Source organism: Streptomyces silaceus (assembly GCF_001419745.1).
GTDB lineage: Bacteria > Actinomycetota > Actinomycetes > Streptomycetales > Streptomycetaceae > Streptomyces > Streptomyces silaceus.
The window spans coordinates 1-19,253 of the sequence record NZ_LIRJ01000088.1 but is presented as its reverse complement, the minus strand read 5'-3'; the positions used below and the strand labels follow the sequence as shown (position 1 = coordinate 19,253).

Here is a 19,253-nt window from a genome sequence, read left to right as displayed (position 1 = left end):
CGCCGTCAGGACGTCCCGGCGGGCTCGCTGCGGGGCACGCTGACCGTCACCTTCAGTCCGTGCGGTTCGTGACGGGCGTACGTGATGGCGCCGCCGCCCGCCGCGAGCAGGGCCCGCGAGATGGACAGGCCGAGGCCCGACCCCTTCACGTTCTGGTGGCGGGTGCTGCGCCAGAAGCGGTCGCCGACGCGGGCCAGCTCGTCCTCGGTGAGGCCGGGGCCGCCGTCGGTGACCACGACGGTCGTCGTCCCGTCGCTGGAGGCGACCGTCACGTGGACCGGGCCGCCCTCGGGCGTGAACTTCACGGCGTTGTCGATCACCGCGTCCAGCGCGCTGGAGAGGGCGACCGGGTCGGCCCAGCCGGTCGTCGCCGGGCACTCGCCGGTCAGCCGCACGCCCCGCTCGTCGGCCAGCGGACGCCAGGCGGCGACGCGCTCGGCGGCCAGCTCGCCGATGTCGGTGAGGCTCAGGTCGGCCTCGGCGTGCTCGGCGAGCGCCAGGTCCAGCAGGTCGTCGAGGACCTGCGCCAGGCGCTTGCCCTCGGTGCGGACCGAGGCGATCTCCTCGTTGCCCTCGGGCAGTTCGAGGGCGAGGAGCTCGATGCGCAGCAGCAGGGCGGAGAGCGGGTTGCGCAGTTGGTGCGAGGCGTCGGCGACGAAGGCGCGCTGCTGTTCCAGGACATCCTGGACGTTGTCGGCCATTTCGTTGAACGAACGGGCCAGGCGCCTCAGTTCCGGCGGCCCGCCCGCGGCGGCGACGCGGGACTTGAGGCGGCCGGTCGCTATGTCGTGCGTCGTGGCGTCCAGGACGCGCACTGGGCGCAGCACCCAGCCGGTGAGCCGCAGGGCCGCGCCGACCGCCAGGAGCATGGCGGCCGATTCGCCCGTGGCGATGAGCAGCCAGCCCTGGAGCGTCTTCGAACGCATGCGCCCGGTCGGCGAGTCGGTGACGACGACGGCGATGACGTCGCCGTCCCTGATCACCGGCGACGCGACGGCCAGCCTTCCGCGCTGCCACGGCCACACCTGCTCGGGGTCGTGGCTGCCGCGCGAGCGGAGCGCCTCGTCGAAGGCGGCCCGCACGTCCCCCTCCTTGGGCAGCAGCCAGTCGCTCGGGGCGTGGGCCATGGGGCCGTCGTCGCGATAGAAGACGCCCGCGCGGATGCCGTAGACGTCGTAGTAGTCGTCGAGTTCCTTCTGGAGGGTGTCGCGGCGCTCGTCGTTGCTGCCCACCACCCGTGATCCGGTGGGACGTTCGGTGACGAACTGCGCGAGTGACGCGAAGCGTGCCGTGTCGTCGATCCGGTCGACGACCACCTTCTGCTGTTGTGCCGCAGCGACGCTGACGGCGAGCGGGAATCCGAGCGCGAGCAGCACGCCCGCCATCAGGATGATCAGCAGCGGGAGGAGGCGAGAGCGCACCTGTCCTCGCTCCGGCCTACGCCGCCGGGGCGACGAGGCGGTAGCCGACGCCGCGCACGGTCTCGATCAGGGCCGGCATGTGGAGCTTCGAGCGCAGGGACGCCACGTGCACTTCCAGGGTGCGGCCCGTGCCTTCCCAACTGGTGCGCCACACTTCGCTGATGATCTGCTCGCGGCGGAACACCACTCCGGGGCGCTGGGCGAGGAGCGCGAGCAAGTCGAACTCCTTGCGGGTCAGTTGGACGACCGAACCGTCCACGCTGACCTGGCGGGTGGGCAGTTCGATGCGGACGGGGCCGAGCCGCAGTTCGCTGTCGACGGGCGTCGCGGGGCCGCCGGAGGCGGGGCGCCGGATGACCGCGTGGATGCGGGCGATCAGTTCCCCGGTGTCGTACGGCTTCACTACGTAGTCGTCGGCTCCGAGGTTGAGCCCGTGGATGCGGGACCGAACGTCCGCGCGGGCCGTCACCATGATCACCGGCACCGAGCCGCGCTTGCGGATCTTGCCGCACACCTCGTAGCCGTCCTGGTCGGGCAGCCCCAGGTCGAGGAGCACCACTCCGAAGGGAGGTGTTTCCGCGGGCAGCAGGGCCTGGAGGGCCTCTTCACCGCTGCGGGCGTGCACGACGTCGAAGCCGTGCCGGGCCAGAACCGCGGACAGGGCGGCGGCCACGTGATCGTCGTCCTCGACAAGAAGCAGTCGCATGTGGGCCCCCTCCTCTTCATCCGTTGTTCCGTCGTGCCCGGTAGGCGCGCATGCGCACAAGGCATCCACTCCGATGGATAAGGACCACGTCAAGAGGGTTCGGGTCCCCTGCACGTTCCGTTACCCAGCCGGTACGCACTCCGTGGGCCCTCTTCACACGGTGTGTCCGGTTGCGGCCGGATCGTTATGCTCAATTTCCCCTCAGATGTAATGACGCTGGTCGCACTGGGTTATTACTGTCCTCCCAACCGAGGAGGATGGAGCAACAAGCCGTGACCGAAGTATCGGTGACCAAGGACGCCATACCGCCCGGGGCGGACGACCTGGTCGTGCTGAAGAACGTCAACAAGCACTTCGGCGCTCTGCACGTCCTCCAGGACATCGACCTGACCATCGCCCGCGGTGAGGTCGTCGTCGTGATCGGCCCCTCCGGGTCCGGCAAGTCGACCCTGTGCCGCGCCATCAACCGCCTGGAGACGATCGATTCGGGAGACATCTCGATCGACGGCAAGCCCCTGCCCCAGGAGGGCAAGGAACTCGCCCGGCTCCGTGCGGACGTGGGCATGGTCTTCCAGTCGTTCAACCTTTTCGCGCACAAGACCGTGCTCGAGAACGTGACGCTGGGCCAGACCAAGGTGCGCAAGATCGGCAAGGCCGAGGCGGAGCAGAAGGCCCGCGGCCTGCTGGACCGCGTGGGCGTCGCCACGCAGGCCGACAAGTACCCCGCGCAGCTCTCCGGCGGTCAGCAGCAACGCGTCGCGATCGCCCGCGCGTTGGCGATGGACCCCAAGGTGATGCTCTTCGACGAGCCCACGTCGGCGCTCGACCCGGAGATGATCAACGAGGTCCTCGAGGTGATGCAGCAGCTCGCCCGGGACGGCATGACGATGGTCGTGGTCACCCACGAGATGGGCTTCGCCCGCTCCGCGGCCAACCGCGTCGTGTTCATGGCGGACGGCCGGATCGTCGAAGAGGCCACGCCGGACCAGTTCTTCAACAACCCGCGCAGCGACCGGGCCAAGGACTTCCTGTCGAAGATCCTTAAGCACTGAGGCTCCCACGCCGTCTCAACACCAGTCGAAACAAAGGATGTTCACCATGAAGCTCCGCAAGTCCGTCGCCGTCGCTGCGGCCGTCGCCGCGCTGTCGCTGACCGCCACCGCGTGTGGCGGCAAGGAGGGCTCGGCCGGCGACAAGCCGGAGGGCCCGGACAGCTCGGGCACCAAGTCCCTCAGCTACACGGTCAACAAGGACGCCTCGGTCGACTCGTCCGTGTTCAAGGCCGCCAAGAAGCGCGGCAAGCTGGTCATCGGCGCCAAGGCCGACCAGCCGTACCTGGGCTTCCAGGACCAGTCGACCAAGGAGTACTCCGGCTTCGACATCGAGATCGCCAAGATGATCGCGGCCGACCTCGGCTTCTCGCCGAAGCAGATCGAGTGGAAGACGGTCGACTCCGGCGCCCGCGAGACCGCGGTCTCCAAGGGTGACGTCGACCTGATGATCGGCACGTACACGATCAACGACGAGCGCAAGAAGCAGATCGACTTCGCCGGCCCGTACTACCACGCCGGCGCCTCGCTGCTGGTCCGCAAGGACGAGAAGGAGATCAAGGGCCCGGAGACCGTCCGCGGCAAGAAGGTCTGCTCTATCGTCGGCTCGACGCCGCTGCAGAACATCAAGAAGCCGAAGTACGGCGCCAAGGTCACCGAGCTGTCCAAGTACTCCGAGTGCGTGGCCCAGATGCTCAACAACCAGGTCGACGCCGTCACCACCGACGACGCCATCCTGATGGGCTACGCGGCGCAGAACCCGAAGAAGCTCAAGGTCGTCGGCAAGCCCTTCTCGGACGAGCCCTACGGCGTGGGTCTCAAGAAGGGTGACGCCGCGCTGCAGAAGGCCGTCGCGGACGCCATCAAGGCGCACCAGAAGAACGGCGACTACAAGAAGGCGTTCGACGCCACCATCGGCAAGTCCGGCTCGGAGTACCAGGAGCCGCCGGCCTTCACCGACCCCAAGTGACACCCTGCGCCCCGCTTCGTACGGCCTGAACGACCGTGCGGGGCGGGGCGTCTTGTGAGCACGTCGCCGTCCGACCGCCCTCTCGCGGAGAATTCATGAACGTACTGACCGACAACCTGTCGCTGTTCCGCGAGGGGTTCATCGGCACCGTGGAGCTGACCGTGGTCAGCGGGATCATCGCCATGGTGCTCGGCGTGATCATCGCCGCCTTCCGGGTCTCCCCGGTGCCGCCGCTGCGCATCTTCGGCACCCTGTGGGTGAACATCCTCCGGAACACCCCGCTCACGCTGCTGTTCCTGGTGGCCTTCTTCATCCTGCCGAAGATCCTGTTCCCGGACATGGACTCCTTCGTGCTCGCCGTGACGGCGCTGGGCTTCTACACGTCGTCCTTCATAGCCGAGGCCCTCCGCTCGGGCATCAACACCGTGCCGATGGGCCAGGCCGAGGCGGCCCGCGCCATCGGCATGAGCTTCACGCAGGTCATGCGGATCGTGGTACTCCCGCAGGCCACGCGCGCGGTCATCGCCCCGATGGGCTCGATCTTCATCGCGCTGACCAAGAACTCGGCGATCGCGGGCGGCTTCGACAACGTCGAGCTGTTCAACATCACCAAGACGCTCAGCAACGAGGGCTACGACATCGTGATGATCTTCGTCTGGATCACGGTCGCCTACCTGATCATCACGTACGCCATCAACGGCATCTTCCGGCTGCTGGAGCACCGAATGGAGGTCGCCCGATGAGCGCCAGCGTTCTCTTCGACGCACCCGGCCCCAAGGCCAGGGTCCGCAACGTCATCTACTCGGTGATCGGCTCGGCCGCGCTGCTCGGCCTGCTCCTGTGGATCGTCCTGCGGCTCAACGAGAAGGGCGAGTTCGACGGCGCCCTGTGGGACATCTTCAACTATTCGGGCATCCGGCAGAACATCTTCGACGCGCTCCTGGCGACGCTGAAGGCCTTCGTCCTCGCGGGCTTCTTCTCGCTGATCTTCGCGGTCGTGCTGTGCGTCGGCAGGCTCTCCGACCACCGGCCCATCCGCTGGGTCTCGGTCGCCTTCATCGACCTCTTCCGGTCGATCCCGCTGCTGATCACGATCTTCGCCCTGTGGGTGGGCATCCTCGGCGACATGACCCCGCTGTGGGCGCTGGTGCTGGGTCTGACCATCTACAACGGCTGCGTCCAGGCCGAGGTGCTGCGCGCCGGCATCAACTCCGTGCCGAAGGGGCAGCGGGAGGCCGCGTACGCCCTGGGCATGAGCAAGACCCAGGTCATGATCAGCATCCTCTTCCCGCAGGCCGTGCGGTCGATGCTGCCGACGATCATCAGCCAGCTCGTGGTGACCCTCAAGGACACCTCGCTCGGCTTCATGATCCTCTACCCCGAGCTCCTGTACTCGGCACGGCTCATCGCCAACAACACGCCGGTGAACGGCACGTACCCGTTCGTCCAGACGGTCACCGTCTTCGGTGTCATCTACATCGCGCTCTGCCTCGCCCTCTCCTCGCTCGCCACGTGGATCGAGAAGCGCGGGCGCCGCGCCAAGACGGGCATCGTGGTGGCGGCCGCCGCCGAGCCCGCGGAGGCCCCCGGGGTGCTCGACGCGACCACGCCGCTCGGCCCGACGGCCGCCCCGGTGGACGCGCCGGGCGCGCCCGCCGACTCTCCCGAGCCGACCGGCGCTCCGGAGGGTGCCGACGCCCCCGACGCCGGGGCGGACCGCCCGAAGGGTGACTCCGGCGCCCCGAAGGACGACCCCGGGGATGGGGTTGGAAAGTCCAACTGACGAATCTCCGTCACTGACGTGGGGGACAGCCCTGATGCTGTCCCCCACGCGCCTGTTCTGAAGCACGCCACTGCCATCGTCACTTGACGCAAGCACCGGCAATGGGTTGCATACGTTCTGTGATCGTGCACCGGGCTCCAACTGCCAGTTCCTGTACGTACGTCCAGCGCTTCCGGGCAGTCCGGACCCTCGGGGCCCAGCGGGCCGGAGGGTGTGCGCCGTGGACCCGGTGATCGTCGTCGGCGCGGGCCCCGTCGGGCTCGCGCTCGCCCTGTCCCTCGCCCGCCACTCGGTGCCCACCGTCGTCCTCGACGAGGGACCGGGCAAGGACGAGCAGCGCCCCGCGCGGACCGTCGTGCTCCGCGAGGACACCGCGGCGTTCGTGGAGCGACTGGTGGGTCACTCGTTCGGGGACGCGGAGTCGGGCGCGCGGTGGACCAGCTGGCGCTCCTTGCGGCGCAAACAACTGATGCGGGAGCTCTCCTTCGGAGAGGGCTGCCCCGCCCCGCTGCATCTGCCCCAGCACGTACTGACCGGCGCGCTGCGCGACGCCATCGCCGACGAGCGGCTGGTCAAGGTCGCCGTGGAGAGCAAGCTCGACTCCCTGGAGCAGGACGCCTCCGGACTGACCGCGCACACCCGCGGACCGAAGGACACCTGGTGGCGGGGCAGTTATCTGGTGGGCTGCGACGGCCCCCGCTCCACCGTGCGCAAGCTGCTCGACATCCGCTTCCCGGGGCGTACGGCCGTCGAGCGACACGCCGTGGCGGCGCTGCGCACGGAACTTCCCTGGCAGGGAGAAGCGTTGTTGCATCGGATGCCTCCGTGGCGCGGCGGGGGCGCCGAGGTGACGGGCCGTCCGCTGGCCGGCGGGGTGTGGCGGCTCGACTGGCTGCTGCCTCCGCGCGGCGAGCTGGTGACCCCCGACGCCCTCGTCGTGCGCATCCGGGAGACCCTCGCGGGCTGGTGCGAGGGCGCCACTCCGCCGTACGAACTGCTGGACACGGGCGTGCACACCGTCCATCACCGCCTGGCCCGGCGGTGGCGGATCGGCCGCGCCTTCCTCGCCGGGGACGCCGCGCACCTGCTCGGCGCGCTCGGCACACAAGGGCTCGACGAGGGGCTGCGGGACGCCGACAACCTCTCCTGGAAGCTGGCGCTCGCCTGGCACCACGGCGCCCGCGACTCGCTGCTCGACAGCTATCAGGCCGAGCGGCGCGCCGGTGTGGCCGCGCGCCTGCGCGCCGCCGACCAGTCGCTGCCTGTACTGCGCGGCGGCAAGGGGCTGCGCTCCTACGTGCCGGGGGCCGCGCGCGGGCACGACACGCTCCTCACGGACGGGCATGTGGGGCGCGGCCCGCTCGGCGCGCCGTCGTCGTACGCCGACTCGCCCCTGGCGCCCGAGCCGACCGAGTCCGAGGTAGCGGTGGGTACGCCGCCGGGGGCGCCGGTGGCCGATGTGCGGGTGACGGCGCCCGACGGGTCCTTCGTCCAGCTGCGGGACCGGCTCGGGCTCGGGCAGCTGCTCGTCGTCCTCGTCGCGCCCGGCACGGTGGTGTGGGAGCGGCGGCACTGGGTCTCGGCCGGGATCATGCCGCGGCTGGCCGCCGCCGTCTCGGCGCTGCCGCACGACGCCGAGCTGCTCGTCGCGGAGAGCTACCCGGGGGCCGCCGCGCACTCCGTCCTGCTCGTGCGCCCCGACGGCCATCTCGTCACCGCGCTGTCCGGGGTGCGTCCGGCCGAGCTGTACGCGGCGGCCGAGGCGGCCCTGGGCGGCGGGGAGCAGGCTGAGCGCGGCGCGGACGCGGGGCGTCCGGAGCAGGCCGACGCGCAGGACAGCCCGGCGAAGACGAAGTAGGCACGAAGGAGAAGGTACGAGGGAGAAGGTACGAGGGAGAAGGAGACGGCGGGGCGGGTCCGTGAGAGGGCCGCCCCGCCGACCGCATGCTGAGCCGGAGTTGACCGGTTTCGGGCTCCGTGGTCTACTCCGGATCGTGACCGACACCGATGTGCGCCTGTGGCGGAGGGTCCACATGGACCTCGTCCGGTACGCGGGCTGCGTGTGTCACCCGTCCTGTTGATCTCGCCTTTCTCCCTCGCGCGCTGAGCCCGGCTTCCCGGATGTCCCGCGCGTGCTTCCGCGAACCTCCAGGACGGTATCCGTGTCTGCTTCCGCCCCTTCTTCCGCCGCGCCCTCGTCCGCGCGCAGTGCGGCGCCCACCGCCGCCGCGCTCCTCGACTTCGTCCGCCGCAGCGCGGCCGACCCCGAAGTCATCGCCTCCCTGCCGCTCGACCCGGAGGGCCGCACCTGGGTGCGCCTGGAGGGACCGGGCGGCAGTGAGGCCTGGCTGATCGGCTGGCCGCCCGGCACCGGCACCGGCTGGCACGACCACGCCGAGTCGATCGGCGCCTTCCTCACCGCCAAGGGCACCCTCAAGGAGAATTCGCTCGCCGTACGGCTGCCCACCGAGGGCTGGAAGACCCTGGAGCTCTCCGAAGACGTCGACCGCGAGCGGGAGTTGACGGCCGGCGAGGGCCGCGCCTTCGGCCGGAACCACGTGCACGAGGTGCTGAACGAGTCCTCGACCGAGCACGCCATCTCGGTGCACGCCTACTACCCGCCGCTGCCGCGCATCCGCCGCTACAGCCGCACCGGTGAGGTCCTCCGCCTGGAGGCCGTGGAGCGCCCGGAGGACTGGCAGTGAGCGAGAAGACCGGCGACCCGATAGGTGAACGCCCGCTCGGCATCGACGAGTTGCTGGAGCGCGTACGGCGCGATCTGGACCGGGTCACGCCCCAGGAGGCGTACGACACCGCGCGGGACGGCGGCCTGCTGGTCGACATCCGGTACGCGGCGCTGCGGGAGCGCGACGGGCTGATCCCCGGCGCCCTGGTCGTCGAGCGCAATGAGCTGGAGTGGCGCCTGGACCCCCAGGGCAGCCATCGCGCCCCGGAAGCCACGGGCCACGACCTGCGCGTCGTCGTGGTCTGCAACGAGGGGTACGCGTCCAGTCTCGCCGCCGTCTCCTTGCGGCAGTTGGGACTGCGTCACGCGACCGATCTCATCGGCGGGTTCCAGGCGTGGCGGGCGGCCGGGCTTCCCGTCGCGGAGGCCGGCCGGGCGTGACCACGCGCGCGGGGGTGCCGCCAGGCCGTGCGGCATGTGGCGGTGCAAGCCGCGCGGCATGCGGGTGCCTCTCACCGGGCTTCAGTACGGCTCGGTGAGGGGGCTCCACCGGCATCCGCGCGTGCGGATCGCCCTGCGGAGCGGGACACGAGGATCGCTCCGGACTCAAGACACCAGACCGCTCCGACGGGCCGCCCCACCCCCGTGGGAGCGGCCCCGCTCAGAACGCCTCGTACCCCAGGTCCTCGGTGTCCTCGCCCTCTTCCTCCAGGGCTTGGCGGACCACTCGGAGCGCCATGCCCTCCGGATAGCCCTTGCGGGCGAGCATGCCCGCGAGGCGGCGCAGGCGCTTGTCGCGGTCGAGGCCTCGCGTGGAACGGAGCTTGCGGGCGACGAGCTCGCGCGCGGTCGCCTCCTCCTGCTCCGAGTCGAGCTGCCCGACGGCTTCGTCGATCAGCGTGGACTCCACGCCCTTCGTGCGCAGCTCCCGCGCGAGGGCGCGCCGGGCCAGGCCCCGGCCGTGGTGCCGGGACTCCACCCAGGCGTCCGCGAAGGCGCTGTCGTTGATCAGGCCGACCTCTTCGAAGCGGGAGAGGACCTCTTCCGCCACGTCGTCGGGGATCTCCCGCTTGCGCAACGCGTCCGCGAGCTGCTTGCGCGTGCGGGGCGTACCGGTGAGCAGGCGCAGACAGATCGCCCGCGCCCGCTCGGCCGGATCCCCCTTCGGCGACTCCCCCTTCTCGGCCCTCGACGAGGAAGGGGAGCCGCTGTCCTGGTGGTCGCCGAAGCCGCCGCGGCGCCGTCGGCGCCCGGGGCTCCGGCCGCCGCGGCCCCGGGGCCCGCCGTCCCGGGAACCGGTGTCGTCGCCGTCCGGGAAGCCGGTGCCGTCGTCGTCCCCGAACCCGCCGCGCCCGCCGTCCCACCCGGTGCCGCCCTGATCAGCACCGTCCCCGTGGTCCGGCCCGGCGTAGCCGGTGCGGCTTTCGGGGGCGGTGTACTCCGCCCAGTCGGTTCGTCGCGTCACGGACTAGCTCTTGGCCGCCGCGGCCTTGGACTTGGTGGCCTTGGCCGCCGGCGCGGGAACCGTCTTGGCGTCGTCGGCCGGGGCCGCGCCCGCCGCGTCCGCACCCGGCTCCGCCGGCGTCTCCGGCTTCACACCGACGCCCAGCTTCTCCTTGATCTTCTTCTCGATCTCGTTGGCGAGGTCGGGGTTGTCCTTCAGGAAGTTGCGGGCGTTCTCCTTGCCCTGGCCGAGCTGGTCGCCCTCGTACGTGTACCAGGCGCCCGCCTTGCGGACGAAGCCGTGCTCGACGCCCATGTCGATCAGGCCGCCCTCGCGGCTGATGCCCTGGCCGTAGAGGATGTCGAACTCGGCCTGCTTGAAGGGCGGCGCGACCTTGTTCTTGACGACCTTGCAGCGGGTGCGGTTGCCGACCGCGTCCGTGCCGTCCTTCAGGGTCTCGATGCGGCGGATGTCGATGCGCACCGAGGCGTAGAACTTCAGGGCCCGGCCACCGGTCGTGGTCTCCGGGGAGCCGAACATCACGCCGATCTTCTCGCGCAGCTGGTTGATGAAGATCGCGGTGGTCTTGGACTGGTTGAGCGCGCTGGTGATCTTCCGCAGCGCCTGGCTCATCAGGCGGGCCTGGAGACCCACGTGCGAGTCACCCATCTCGCCCTCGATCTCCGCGCGCGGCACGAGCGCGGCGACGGAGTCGATGACGATGAGGTCGAGGGCGCCGGAGCGGACCAGCATGTCGACGATCTCGAGGGCCTGCTCACCGTTGTCCGGCTGGGACAGGATGAGGTTGTCGATGTCGACGCCGAGCTTCTTCGCGTACTCGGGGTCGAGGGCGTGCTCGGCGTCCACGAAGGCCACCGCGCCGCCCGCGCGCTGGGCGTTGGCCACCGCGTGCAGGGTCAGGGTCGTCTTACCGGAGGACTCCGGGCCGTACACCTCCACCACACGGCCGCGCGGCAGGCCGCCGACGCCGAGGGCCACGTCGAGCGCGGTCGACCCGGTGGGGATGACCTCGATGGGCTCGTTCGGCCGCTCGCCCATGCGCATCACTGCGCCCTTGCCGAATTGCCGTTCAATCTGTGCGAGCGCGGCGTCGAGCGCCTTCTCGCGGTCGGTTCCTGCCATGGGTTCCACCCGGTTTGCTTGAGTCGATCGCTTCACGTCAAAGACGCTAACGCCTGCCACTGACAATCCGCCCCGACGCCCGTCCAGCCTGTGGATAACTCGAGGCAATCCCTCCCCCGAAATCCTCCGGAGCGTCCCAGGGATCCCTGTCGGACCCCCGGAAGATCGCCGTCGGACACCTCATAAGAATGGATGTTCGATTTTGGTGTCAAGCGCGGCACGCCGCGGGCGACACCCTGGGCGCCCGTGGGACCACGCGACCGCAGGACCTCCAACCGCCGGTCCGTTCCGGGGCTACTTCCGCGGGCGTACGGCCGGTGTCTTCGGCCGGAGGACGCCCCTCGGCCGCGTTCTCGCCAGGCTGTCCTCATGGATACCCGCTTCGGGGCGGGAGAGGGCGTGCGCCGCGCGTCCCTGCCGTCCCTGCGCCCCGCCGAACGCCTCGGCCATGTGATCGGTGCCGCTCTGGTCCTCTCGGGCCTGACGCATCTCGTGGTCTTCGCGGTCGACGGCGGCCCCTGGGAAGGACCCGTCTCCTGGCGGAAGCCCGTGACGTTCGGGCTGTCCTTCGGTGTGACGCTGATCGCGGTCACCTGGGTGACCTCGTACCTGCGGATGAGCCGACGGGTACGGACCGCGCTACTCGTCCTGTTCGCCGCCGACTGCGTGCTGGAGGTCGGCGGGATCACCTTGCAGGCATGGCGCCGCGTGCCCTCGCATCTCAACATGGAGACCGGCTTCGACTCCGCGGTGTCCATGGCGCTCGCGGTCGGCGGCGGGATCCTCGTCGTCCTGCTCTCGGCGTTCGCGGTCATCTCCTTCAGGAGGCGGCCTGACGGCCCCCTGGGAATGCCGCTCGCGCTGCGGTCCGGCTTCGCCGTACTGCTCGTCGCGCTGGCGTCGGGCGCGGCCATGATCGCCCGCGGTGTGTACCTGACCAGGACCGGCCACCAGGAGGACGCGTACGCCTCCACGACACCGCTCAAGCCGCTGCATGGAGTGAGCCTGCACGCCGTCCTCGTGCTGCCCGCCCTCGCCTGGCTGCTGTCCCGCACCTCCTGGAGCGAGCGGACGCGGTGGCGCGTGCTGACCGTGGCGGTCGGCCTCTACGGAGTGGCTGTCCTCGGCGCCGGAGTGTGGGGCGCCCTCTCCTCCTGACCGCCCCCGGCCACTCTCCCCGACCGGCCTACCGGTCGCCGTCCCGCTCGGGCTCCGCGTCGGACCGCGGTGCCGCTCCCGGACGGTTGGGCCCCCGCAGCGCGCCCCGCACGCGCGCGAGGAGGGTCGCCCCGCCACGGCGCCGGTGGCCGTGCACCCGAGGGTCGTCCGTCACGTCGTACCTCTTCACGTACGCCCCGAGGAAGGCCTGCAGCGTCGCGACTGCGGGGATCGCGATGAGCGCCCCGACCGCGCCGAGGAGCGCCGTGCCCGCGATGACCGAGCCGAAGGCGACCGCGGGATGGATGTCCACGCTCTTGGCGGTCAGCTTGGGCTGCAGCACGTAGTTCTCGAACTGCTGGTAGATGACGACGAACGTCAGCACCCAGAGCGCGTACCAGGGATCGACCGTGAAGGCGATCAGCATCGGCAGGGCGCCCGCCAGGTACGTGCCGATGGTGGGGATGAACTGGGAGACGAGACCCACCCACACGGCGAGCACGGGCGCGTAGGGCACGTCCAGGGCCTGGAGCAGGATGTAGTGCGCGATCCCGGAGATCAGCGCCATCAGGCCGCGCGAGTACAGATAGCCGCCGGTCTTGTCGACCGCGATCTCCCAGGCGCGCAGCACCTCGGCCTGCCTGGCCGGCGGCAGCACCGAGCACAGCGCCCGCCGCAGCCGCGGCCCGTCGGCCGCGAAGTAGAACGAGAACAGCAGGATGGTCAGGAGCTGGAAGAGACCGCCGAGGACCTGCGCGGAGACGTCCAGGACGCCGCTGGCGCTGTTCTGCACGTACTTCTGCAGCCAGTCGGAGTGGACCAGGCTGTCCTGGACCTCGACGCGGGAGAGGTCCGTGTGGAACGTCTGGTTGATCCAGCTGATGACCTTGTCGAGGTAGTCGGGGAAGTCCTCGACCATGTCGACGATCTGGCCCGCGAGCATCGAGCCCATCAGCGTGACGAAGCCCGCGCCCGCGATCACGACGCTCAGGAACACCAGGAACGTGGCGAAGCCCCTGCGCAGCCCGCGCGCCGCCATCCAGCTCACCGCCGGCTCGACGGCGAGTGCCAGGAAGAACGCGATCAGGACATTGATCAGCAGCCCGGTGAGCTGGTGGAACGCCCAACTGCCCAGTTGGAAGCAGGCGATGAACGCGAGGGCGAGCACCATGGCACGCGGCAGCCAGCGCGGCATGCGGGCGCCGCGCCCTGCCTCGGCCCCGGCGGGGGGCTGCGCGGGCGGCGTCGTGCCGGGCGAAGCGGTGTCCTGGGTGACCTGCGCGGTCTCATCTGTCGGTGCCACGGGGCAAGTGTCGCCCACGCTGCCGACAATCGGCCGCCGCCCCCGCATCTTGGGACGATCGTAGAAACCGACTCGTGACGCAGCCACGCGCGCGTGGCGCCCTCCGACGGCGACGGGCTCTGTCCTGGGTCAGCGCTTTTCGGCCGGTACGTCCATGGCCGCGCACACCGCGCGCCAGACGTCCTTGGCCTCCCAGCCCGCGTCCAGCGCCTCGTGGACCGTACGCCCGCCCAGCTCCGTCATCACGTGATCGCGCGCGAAGGAATCGGCGTACCCCGCTCCGAAGTGATCCGCCATCCGCTGCCAGAAGACCGTCAACCGCATGCCTCCAGTATCGCGCCCCTGAGAGTGCAGCCGGGCCCCAGGGGGCTTGCCGGAAACGCTTTCCGTCCTACGGTCGGAACATGGCCGAAACCGGAGCATCCCCCGACCCAGTGCACTCCCCCGACGCGGCGCCCTCCCCGCTCGCCCGCGCCGAGCACTTCGTCTGGCTCACCGCGCGGATCCTCGAGCAGCGACGGTTCGCGTACCACTTCCTCGACGGCGCGGGCGACACCCCGGCCGCCGACGCGGTCGAGACCGCCCTGACCTCGTACGCCACCGCGGACGGCGGGTACGGCTACGCGCTCGAACCCGATCTGCGCGGTCCCGTCAGCCAGCCTCTGCACACCGGGCACGCGCTGCGCGTGCTGGACTCGATCCGGCGCTGCGGCGGGCAGCGGGTGGAGCGCGTATGCCGCTATCTGACCTCGGTGTCGACGCCCGAAGGTGCCCTTCCCGCGATCCATCCCAGCCAGCGCGGCTACCCCTCCGCGCCGTTCGTGCCGATCGTCGACGACCCGCCCAGCGAACTGCTCGCCACCGGCCCCGTGGTGGGCCTGCTGCACCGCAACGAGGTCTGGCACGCCTGGCTCTTCCGGGCCACGGACTTCTGCTGGGCGGCCGTCGAATCGCTCGAGAAGACCCATCCGTACGAGATCGAAGCCGCCGTCGCCTTCCTCGACGGCGCACCCGACCGCCCGCGCGCACAGGCCGCCGCCGACCGCCTGGGCCGCCTCGTGCGCGAGCAGCGCCTGGCCGCCCTCGATCCGGAGAACCTGGACGCGTATCCGGTGGCGCCCGGCTACGCGGCGGGCGAGCACCACTTCCCGCACGACTACGCGAAGGTGCCCGAGTCCCTCGCGCGCGCGTGGTTCACCGACGAGGAGATGCAACGCTCGCTGGACTTCCTGACGCGGGAGCAGCGGGAGGACGGCGGCTGGCCGATCCGCTGGCGCCAGTGGGCGCCGGGCACGGCCCTGGAGGCGCGCCCGATCGTCACCATCGAGGCGCTGCGCACGCTCAGGGCGTACGGGCGGACCATCGCCTGAGGACACCGCCGGCCGGGGAGAAGGCGGGCTCACCGCCTCCTCCGCCTCGGTGGCCGCCGAGCGGCTCGGCGACCGTGTGCGGATGCCGGGTCGGCCCGCAAGCTCGCGCGGCACCGGCGCGAAGGCGCCGAGACGAGCCCCGCCGTCCTGGCGTCCTGCCGTCCAGGCGTCCAGGCGTCCAGGCGTCCAGGCGTCCAGGCGTCCAGGCGTCCAGGACGAACGACCGCCGCCGAGCGAGCGACCGCCCGCGACTGACCGCGGACACCGCGCCGCACGAGCATCCGCCCGCGATCCACCGCAGGCACCAGCCGACCGCGGCCCCGCCGAGGCGGCCTCGTTTACGCAGGTCGCCGCCATTGTCAGTGGCGGGGTGCACGATGGGGGCATGGTCAGCTCCGCGTCCAGCGCTCCTCGCGCCCACCGCGCCCTCGACGGGTTCTCGCCCGCGACCCGCGGCTGGTTCACCGGTGCCTTCTCCGCGCCGACCTCCGCCCAGGCCGGCGCGTGGCAGGCGATCGCCGAGGGGTCCGACGTGCTGGTCGTCGCGCCCACGGGCTCCGGCAAGACCCTGGCCGCCTTCCTCGCCGCGCTCGACCAGCTGGCGTCGACGCCGCCGCCGGCCGACGCGAAGAAGCGGTGCCGCGTGCTGTACGTGTCGCCGCTGAAGGCCCTCGCGGTCGATGTCGAACGCAATCTGCGCAGCCCGCTGACCGGCATCCGCCAGGAGTCGGTGCGCCTCGGCCTGCCCGAGCCGGAGGTGCGGGTCGGCATCCGCTCGGGCGACACGCCCGCGGCCGAGCGCCGGGCCCTGTCGACGCGCCCGCCGGACATCCTGATCACCACCCCCGAGTCGCTGTTCCTGATGCTCACCTCCGCCACTCGGGACGCCCTGACCGGCATCGAGACGGTGATCCTGGACGAGGTGCACGCGGTGGCGGGCACCAAGCGCGGCGCCCATCTGGCCCTGTCCCTGGAGCGTCTCGACGAGCTGCTGCCGAGGCCCGCGCGCCGCATCGGCCTGTCGGCGACCGTGCGCCCCGTGGACGAGGTCGCGCGGTATCTCTCGCCCCAGCGCAAGGTGGAGATCGTCCAGCCACCGTCCGGCAAGGAGTTCGACCTCTCCGTAGTGGTGCCGGTGGAGGACCTCGGAGAGCTGGGCGGCTCCCCGGTGACCGACGCCGGTGACGGCGCCGGGCCGGCGGCCGAGCGCCCGTCGATCTGGCCGCACGTCGAGGAGCGCATCACCGACCTCGTGCAGGCACATCGCTCCACGATCGTGTTCGCCAACTCCCGCCGCCTGGCCGAGCGCCTGTGCAACCGCCTGAACGAGATCGCGTACGAAAGGGCGACCGGCGAGGCGCTCCCCGAGGACCACTCCCCCGCGGAGCTGATGGCCGAGTCGGGCGCCGCCAAGAGCGCGCCACCGGTCCTGGCCCGCGCCCACCACGGCTCGGTCTCCAAGGAGCAGCGCGCGCAGGTCGAGGAGGACCTGAAGGCGGGCAGGCTGCCGGCCGTGGTCGCCACCTCCAGTCTGGAGCTGGGCATCGACATGGGCGCGGTCGACCTGGTCGTGCAGGTCGAGTCGCCGCCGTCCGTCGCGTCCGGACTCCAGCGCGTGGGCCGGGCCGGCCACCAGGTGGGCGCGGTCTCCACCGGAGTCGTCTTCCCCAAGTACCGCGGGGACCTCGTCCAGGCCGCCGTCGTCACCGAGCGGATGCGGACCGGCGCCATCGAGTCCCTGCGCGTCCCGGCCAACCCCTTGGACGTGCTGGCCCAGCAGCTGGTGGCGATGGTCGCGCTCGACAGCTGGCAGGTCGACGACCTGCTGGCGGTGGTGCGCCGGTCGGCGTCCTTCTCCTCGCTCCCGGAGTCGGCGTTCACGGCCGTCCTGGACATGCTCGCGGGCCGATATCCGTCGGACGCCTTCGCGGAGCTGCGCCCGCGCGTGGTGTGGGACCGCGTCGCCGGGACGGTCACCGGGCGCCCCGGGGCACAGCGTCTCGCGGTCACCTCGGGGGGCACGATCCCCGACCGCGGCCTCTTCGGGGTCTTCCTCGCGGGCGCCGACCCCAAGAAGGGCGGCGGCCGCGTCGGCGAACTCGACGAGGAGATGGTGTACGAGTCGCGCGTGGGCGACGTCTTCACGCTCGGCACGAGCTCCTGGCGCATCGAGGACATCACCCGCGACCGCGTCCTCGTCTCCCCCGCCCCGGGCGTCCCCGGACGCCTGCCCTTCTGGAAGGGCGACCAGCTGGGCCGCCCGCTCGAACTGGGCCGGGCGCTCGGCGCCTTCCTCCGGGAGGTCGGCGCGCTGACGCAGGAGGACGCGCGCGAGCGGCTCCTCGCGGCTGGCCTGGACCCCTGGGCCGCCGACAACGTCCTGGCGTACCTCACCGAGCAGCGCGAGGCCTGCGGCCACATCCCGGACGACCGCACGATCGTGGTCGAGCGGTTCCGCGACGAGCTGGGCGACTGGCGGGTCGTCGTGCACTCCCCCTTCGGAGCCCAGGTGCACGCGCCGTGGGCCCTGGCCCTCGGTGCCCGCCTCACCGAGCGGTACGGCATGGACGCGCAGGTCATGCACGCCGACGACGGCATCGTGCTGCGGCTGCCCGACGCCGACCTGATGGGCCTGGACCTCCTCGACCAGGAACCCACGGCTCCCTCCATGGAGTACGACTCCGAGAAGGCCCCGGTCGGCGCCGCCGATGTCGCCTTCGACAAGGGCGAGGTCAACCAGATCGTCACCGACCAGGTGGGCGGATCGGCGCTGTTCGCGTCGCGCTTTCGCGAGTGCGCCGCCCGCGCGCTGCTGCTGCCGCGCCGCAGCCCCGGCAAGCGCACCCCGCTGTGGCAACAGCGCCAGCGCGCGGCGCAACTGCTGGAGGTGGCGAGCGAGTTCGGTTCGTTCCCGATCGTCCTGGAGGCGGTCAGGGAATGCCTCCAGGACGTCTTCGACGTACCGGGCCTGACGGAACTGATGGGTGACATCGAGTCCCGCCGTGTCCGTCTCGTCGAGGTCACCACCCCCGAGCCCTCGCCCTTCGCCCGCTCGCTCCTGTTCGGGTACGTGGCCCAGTTCCTGTACGAGGGCGACTCCCCGCTCGCCGAGCGGCGCGCGGCCGCGCTCTCCCTGGACTCGCGGCTGCTCGCGGAGCTGCTGGGCCAGGCGGAGCTGCGGGAGCTACTCGACGCGGACGTCCTCACCGAGCTGGAGCAGGAGCTCCAGTGGCGCACGGAGGACCGTCGCGTCAAGGACTCCGAGGGCGTCGCCGACCTGCTGCGGCTCCTGGGACCGCTGACCGAGGCCGAGCTGGCCGAGCGGGGCGCCGAGCCCGGGTGGGCCGAGGAGCTCGCGGCGGCCCGCCGCGTCATCCGGGTGCGCGTCGCCGGCGCCGACCACTGGGCGGCGATCGAGGACGCGGGCCGTCTGCGCGACGCCCTCGGCACGGCCCTTCCCGTGGGCGTCCCCGAGGCGTTCACCGAGCCGGTCAAGGATCCCCTCGGCGACCTCCTCGCCCGCTTCGCGCGCACCCACGGACCGTTCACCTCCGCCACGGCCGCCGCCCGTTTCGGCCTCGGGGTCGCGGTCACCGAGGGCGCGCTGCAGCGCCTCGCGGCCAACGGCCGTGTCGTCCAGGGCGAGTTCCACCCGGCGGGCATCGGCCAGGAGTGGTGCGACGCCGCCGTCCTGCGCCGTCTGCGCCGCCGCTCCCTCGCGGCCCTGCGGCACGAACTGGAGCCGGTGCCACCGGCCGCGCTCGCCCAGTTCCTGCCCCAGTGGCAGCACTTGAGCGGGCACGGCCTGCGGGGCATCGACGGTCTGGTGCGCGCCGTCGAACAGCTGCAGGGCGCCACGGTTCCCGCCTCCGCGCTGGAGAAGCTCGTCCTGCCGTCACGCGTGGCGGGCTACCACCCGGCGATGCTCGACGAGCTGACCTCGGCCGGCGAGGTGATCTGGGCGGGTGCTGGTTCCCTGCCGGGCAAGGACGGCTGGGTCTCCCTCTACCTCGCCGACGCCGCACCCCTGCTCCTGCCACCACCTCACCCCCTGGAGCTCACCGCCCTGCACCAGTCGGTCCTGGACACCCTCTCCGGGGGATACGGCCTGTTCTTCCGCCAGATCGCCGACCAGGTCCGCGCCACCACCCACCCGGACGTCCCGGATCCCCAACTGGCCGACGCGATCTGGGAGCTGGCCTGGTCGGCGATCTGGCGGA

At 71.4% G+C, this 19,253-nt stretch carries 17 protein-coding genes; 11 read left to right on the top strand and 6 right to left on the bottom strand.

What is annotated here, in order from left to right; all coding sequences use genetic code 11:
* Positions 1-5: 5 nt before the first annotated feature.
* Together AOK22_RS10485 and AOK22_RS10480 are read right to left on the bottom strand one after the other, a co-directional pair.
* Positions 6-1,421: a sensor histidine kinase gene (locus AOK22_RS10485; RefSeq protein WP_055698317.1), complete on the bottom strand. Its 1,416-nt coding sequence runs from the start codon at positions 1,419-1,421 to the stop codon at positions 6-8.
* A 16-nt stretch (positions 1,422-1,437) separates the two neighbouring features.
* Positions 1,438-2,127: a response regulator transcription factor gene (locus AOK22_RS10480; protein WP_055698316.1), complete on the bottom strand. Its 690-nt coding sequence runs from the start codon at positions 2,125-2,127 to the stop codon at positions 1,438-1,440.
* Positions 2,128-2,399: 272 nt separating this feature from the next.
* Here AOK22_RS10480 and AOK22_RS10475 point away from each other — a divergent pair, with 272 nt between their 5' ends.
* The 8 genes from AOK22_RS10475 (at position 2,400) to AOK22_RS10445 (ending at position 9,056) form a co-directional block, all read left to right on the top strand.
* Positions 2,400-3,179, top strand: coding sequence for an amino acid ABC transporter ATP-binding protein (locus AOK22_RS10475; protein WP_055698315.1), 780 nt, complete (start codon positions 2,400-2,402; stop codon positions 3,177-3,179).
* A 46-nt stretch (positions 3,180-3,225) separates the two neighbouring features.
* On the top strand, positions 3,226-4,146 hold the full coding sequence (locus AOK22_RS10470) for a glutamate ABC transporter substrate-binding protein (protein ID WP_055698332.1): 921 nt from the start codon (positions 3,226-3,228) through the stop codon (positions 4,144-4,146).
* Positions 4,147-4,241: 95 nt separating this feature from the next.
* Positions 4,242-4,889 (top strand): amino acid ABC transporter permease, encoded by a 648-nt coding sequence (locus AOK22_RS10465; protein ID WP_055698314.1) that lies wholly within the window; start codon positions 4,242-4,244, stop codon positions 4,887-4,889.
* Entirely contained in the window at positions 4,886-5,929 is a 1,044-nt protein-coding gene (locus tag AOK22_RS10460) for an amino acid ABC transporter permease (protein WP_079036477.1), read from the top strand. The genes AOK22_RS10465 and AOK22_RS10460 overlap by 4 nt, the downstream gene beginning before the upstream one ends.
* Before the next feature lie 220 nt (positions 5,930-6,149).
* Positions 6,150-7,787: an FAD-dependent monooxygenase gene (locus AOK22_RS10455; RefSeq protein WP_055698313.1), complete on the top strand. Its 1,638-nt coding sequence runs from the start codon at positions 6,150-6,152 to the stop codon at positions 7,785-7,787.
* 61 nt (positions 7,788-7,848) lie between these two features.
* Positions 7,849-8,010 carry a putative leader peptide gene (locus tag AOK22_RS43970; protein ID WP_369693005.1) on the top strand — a complete coding sequence of 54 codons (162 nt, stop codon included), beginning with the start codon at positions 7,849-7,851 and terminating at the stop codon, positions 8,008-8,010.
* An 81-nt stretch (positions 8,011-8,091) separates the two neighbouring features.
* A complete protein-coding gene (locus AOK22_RS10450) occupies positions 8,092-8,634 on the top strand; it encodes a cupin domain-containing protein (protein ID WP_208606387.1) in 543 nt (180 codons plus the stop codon).
* On the top strand, positions 8,631-9,056 hold the full coding sequence (locus tag AOK22_RS10445; RefSeq protein ID WP_055698311.1) for a rhodanese-like domain-containing protein: 426 nt from the start codon (positions 8,631-8,633) through the stop codon (positions 9,054-9,056). Before AOK22_RS10450 ends, AOK22_RS10445 begins: the two co-directional genes overlap by 4 nt.
* A 220-nt stretch (positions 9,057-9,276) precedes the next feature.
* Here the strand turns inward: AOK22_RS10445 and recX are convergent, their stop codons facing one another.
* Together recX and recA are read right to left on the bottom strand one after the other, a co-directional pair.
* Positions 9,277-10,080: a recombination regulator RecX gene (recX, locus tag AOK22_RS10440; protein ID WP_055698310.1), complete on the bottom strand. Its 804-nt coding sequence runs from the start codon at positions 10,078-10,080 to the stop codon at positions 9,277-9,279.
* A gap of 3 nt (positions 10,081-10,083) precedes the next feature.
* The gene (gene recA, locus AOK22_RS10435; protein WP_055698309.1) at positions 10,084-11,202 is read right to left on the bottom strand and encodes a recombinase RecA; all 1,119 of its coding nucleotides are present in this window, start codon (positions 11,200-11,202) and stop codon (positions 10,084-10,086) included.
* A 369-nt stretch (positions 11,203-11,571) separates the two neighbouring features.
* On the opposite strand from recA, the gene AOK22_RS10430 reads away from it, so the two are divergent.
* Complete coding sequence (locus tag AOK22_RS10430) at positions 11,572-12,360, top strand: hypothetical protein (protein WP_055698308.1); 789 nt, start codon at positions 11,572-11,574, stop codon at positions 12,358-12,360.
* 28 nt (positions 12,361-12,388) lie between these two features.
* Here the strand turns inward: AOK22_RS10430 and AOK22_RS10425 are convergent, their stop codons facing one another.
* Together AOK22_RS10425 and AOK22_RS10420 are read right to left on the bottom strand one after the other, a co-directional pair.
* Entirely contained in the window at positions 12,389-13,663 is a 1,275-nt protein-coding gene (locus AOK22_RS10425; RefSeq protein WP_079036475.1) for an AI-2E family transporter, read from the bottom strand.
* A gap of 129 nt (positions 13,664-13,792) precedes the next feature.
* A complete protein-coding gene (locus AOK22_RS10420) occupies positions 13,793-13,987 on the bottom strand; it encodes a DUF3046 domain-containing protein (protein ID WP_055698306.1) in 195 nt (64 codons plus the stop codon).
* A gap of 80 nt (positions 13,988-14,067) precedes the next feature.
* On the opposite strand from AOK22_RS10420, the gene AOK22_RS10415 reads away from it, so the two are divergent.
* Complete coding sequence (locus AOK22_RS10415) at positions 14,068-15,033, top strand: hypothetical protein (RefSeq protein ID WP_055698305.1); 966 nt, start codon at positions 14,068-14,070, stop codon at positions 15,031-15,033.
* Between the two features lie 385 nt (positions 15,034-15,418).
* A partial coding sequence (locus AOK22_RS10410; RefSeq protein ID WP_055698304.1) for a DEAD/DEAH box helicase occupies positions 15,419-19,253 on the top strand: 3,835 nt, incomplete at its 3' end.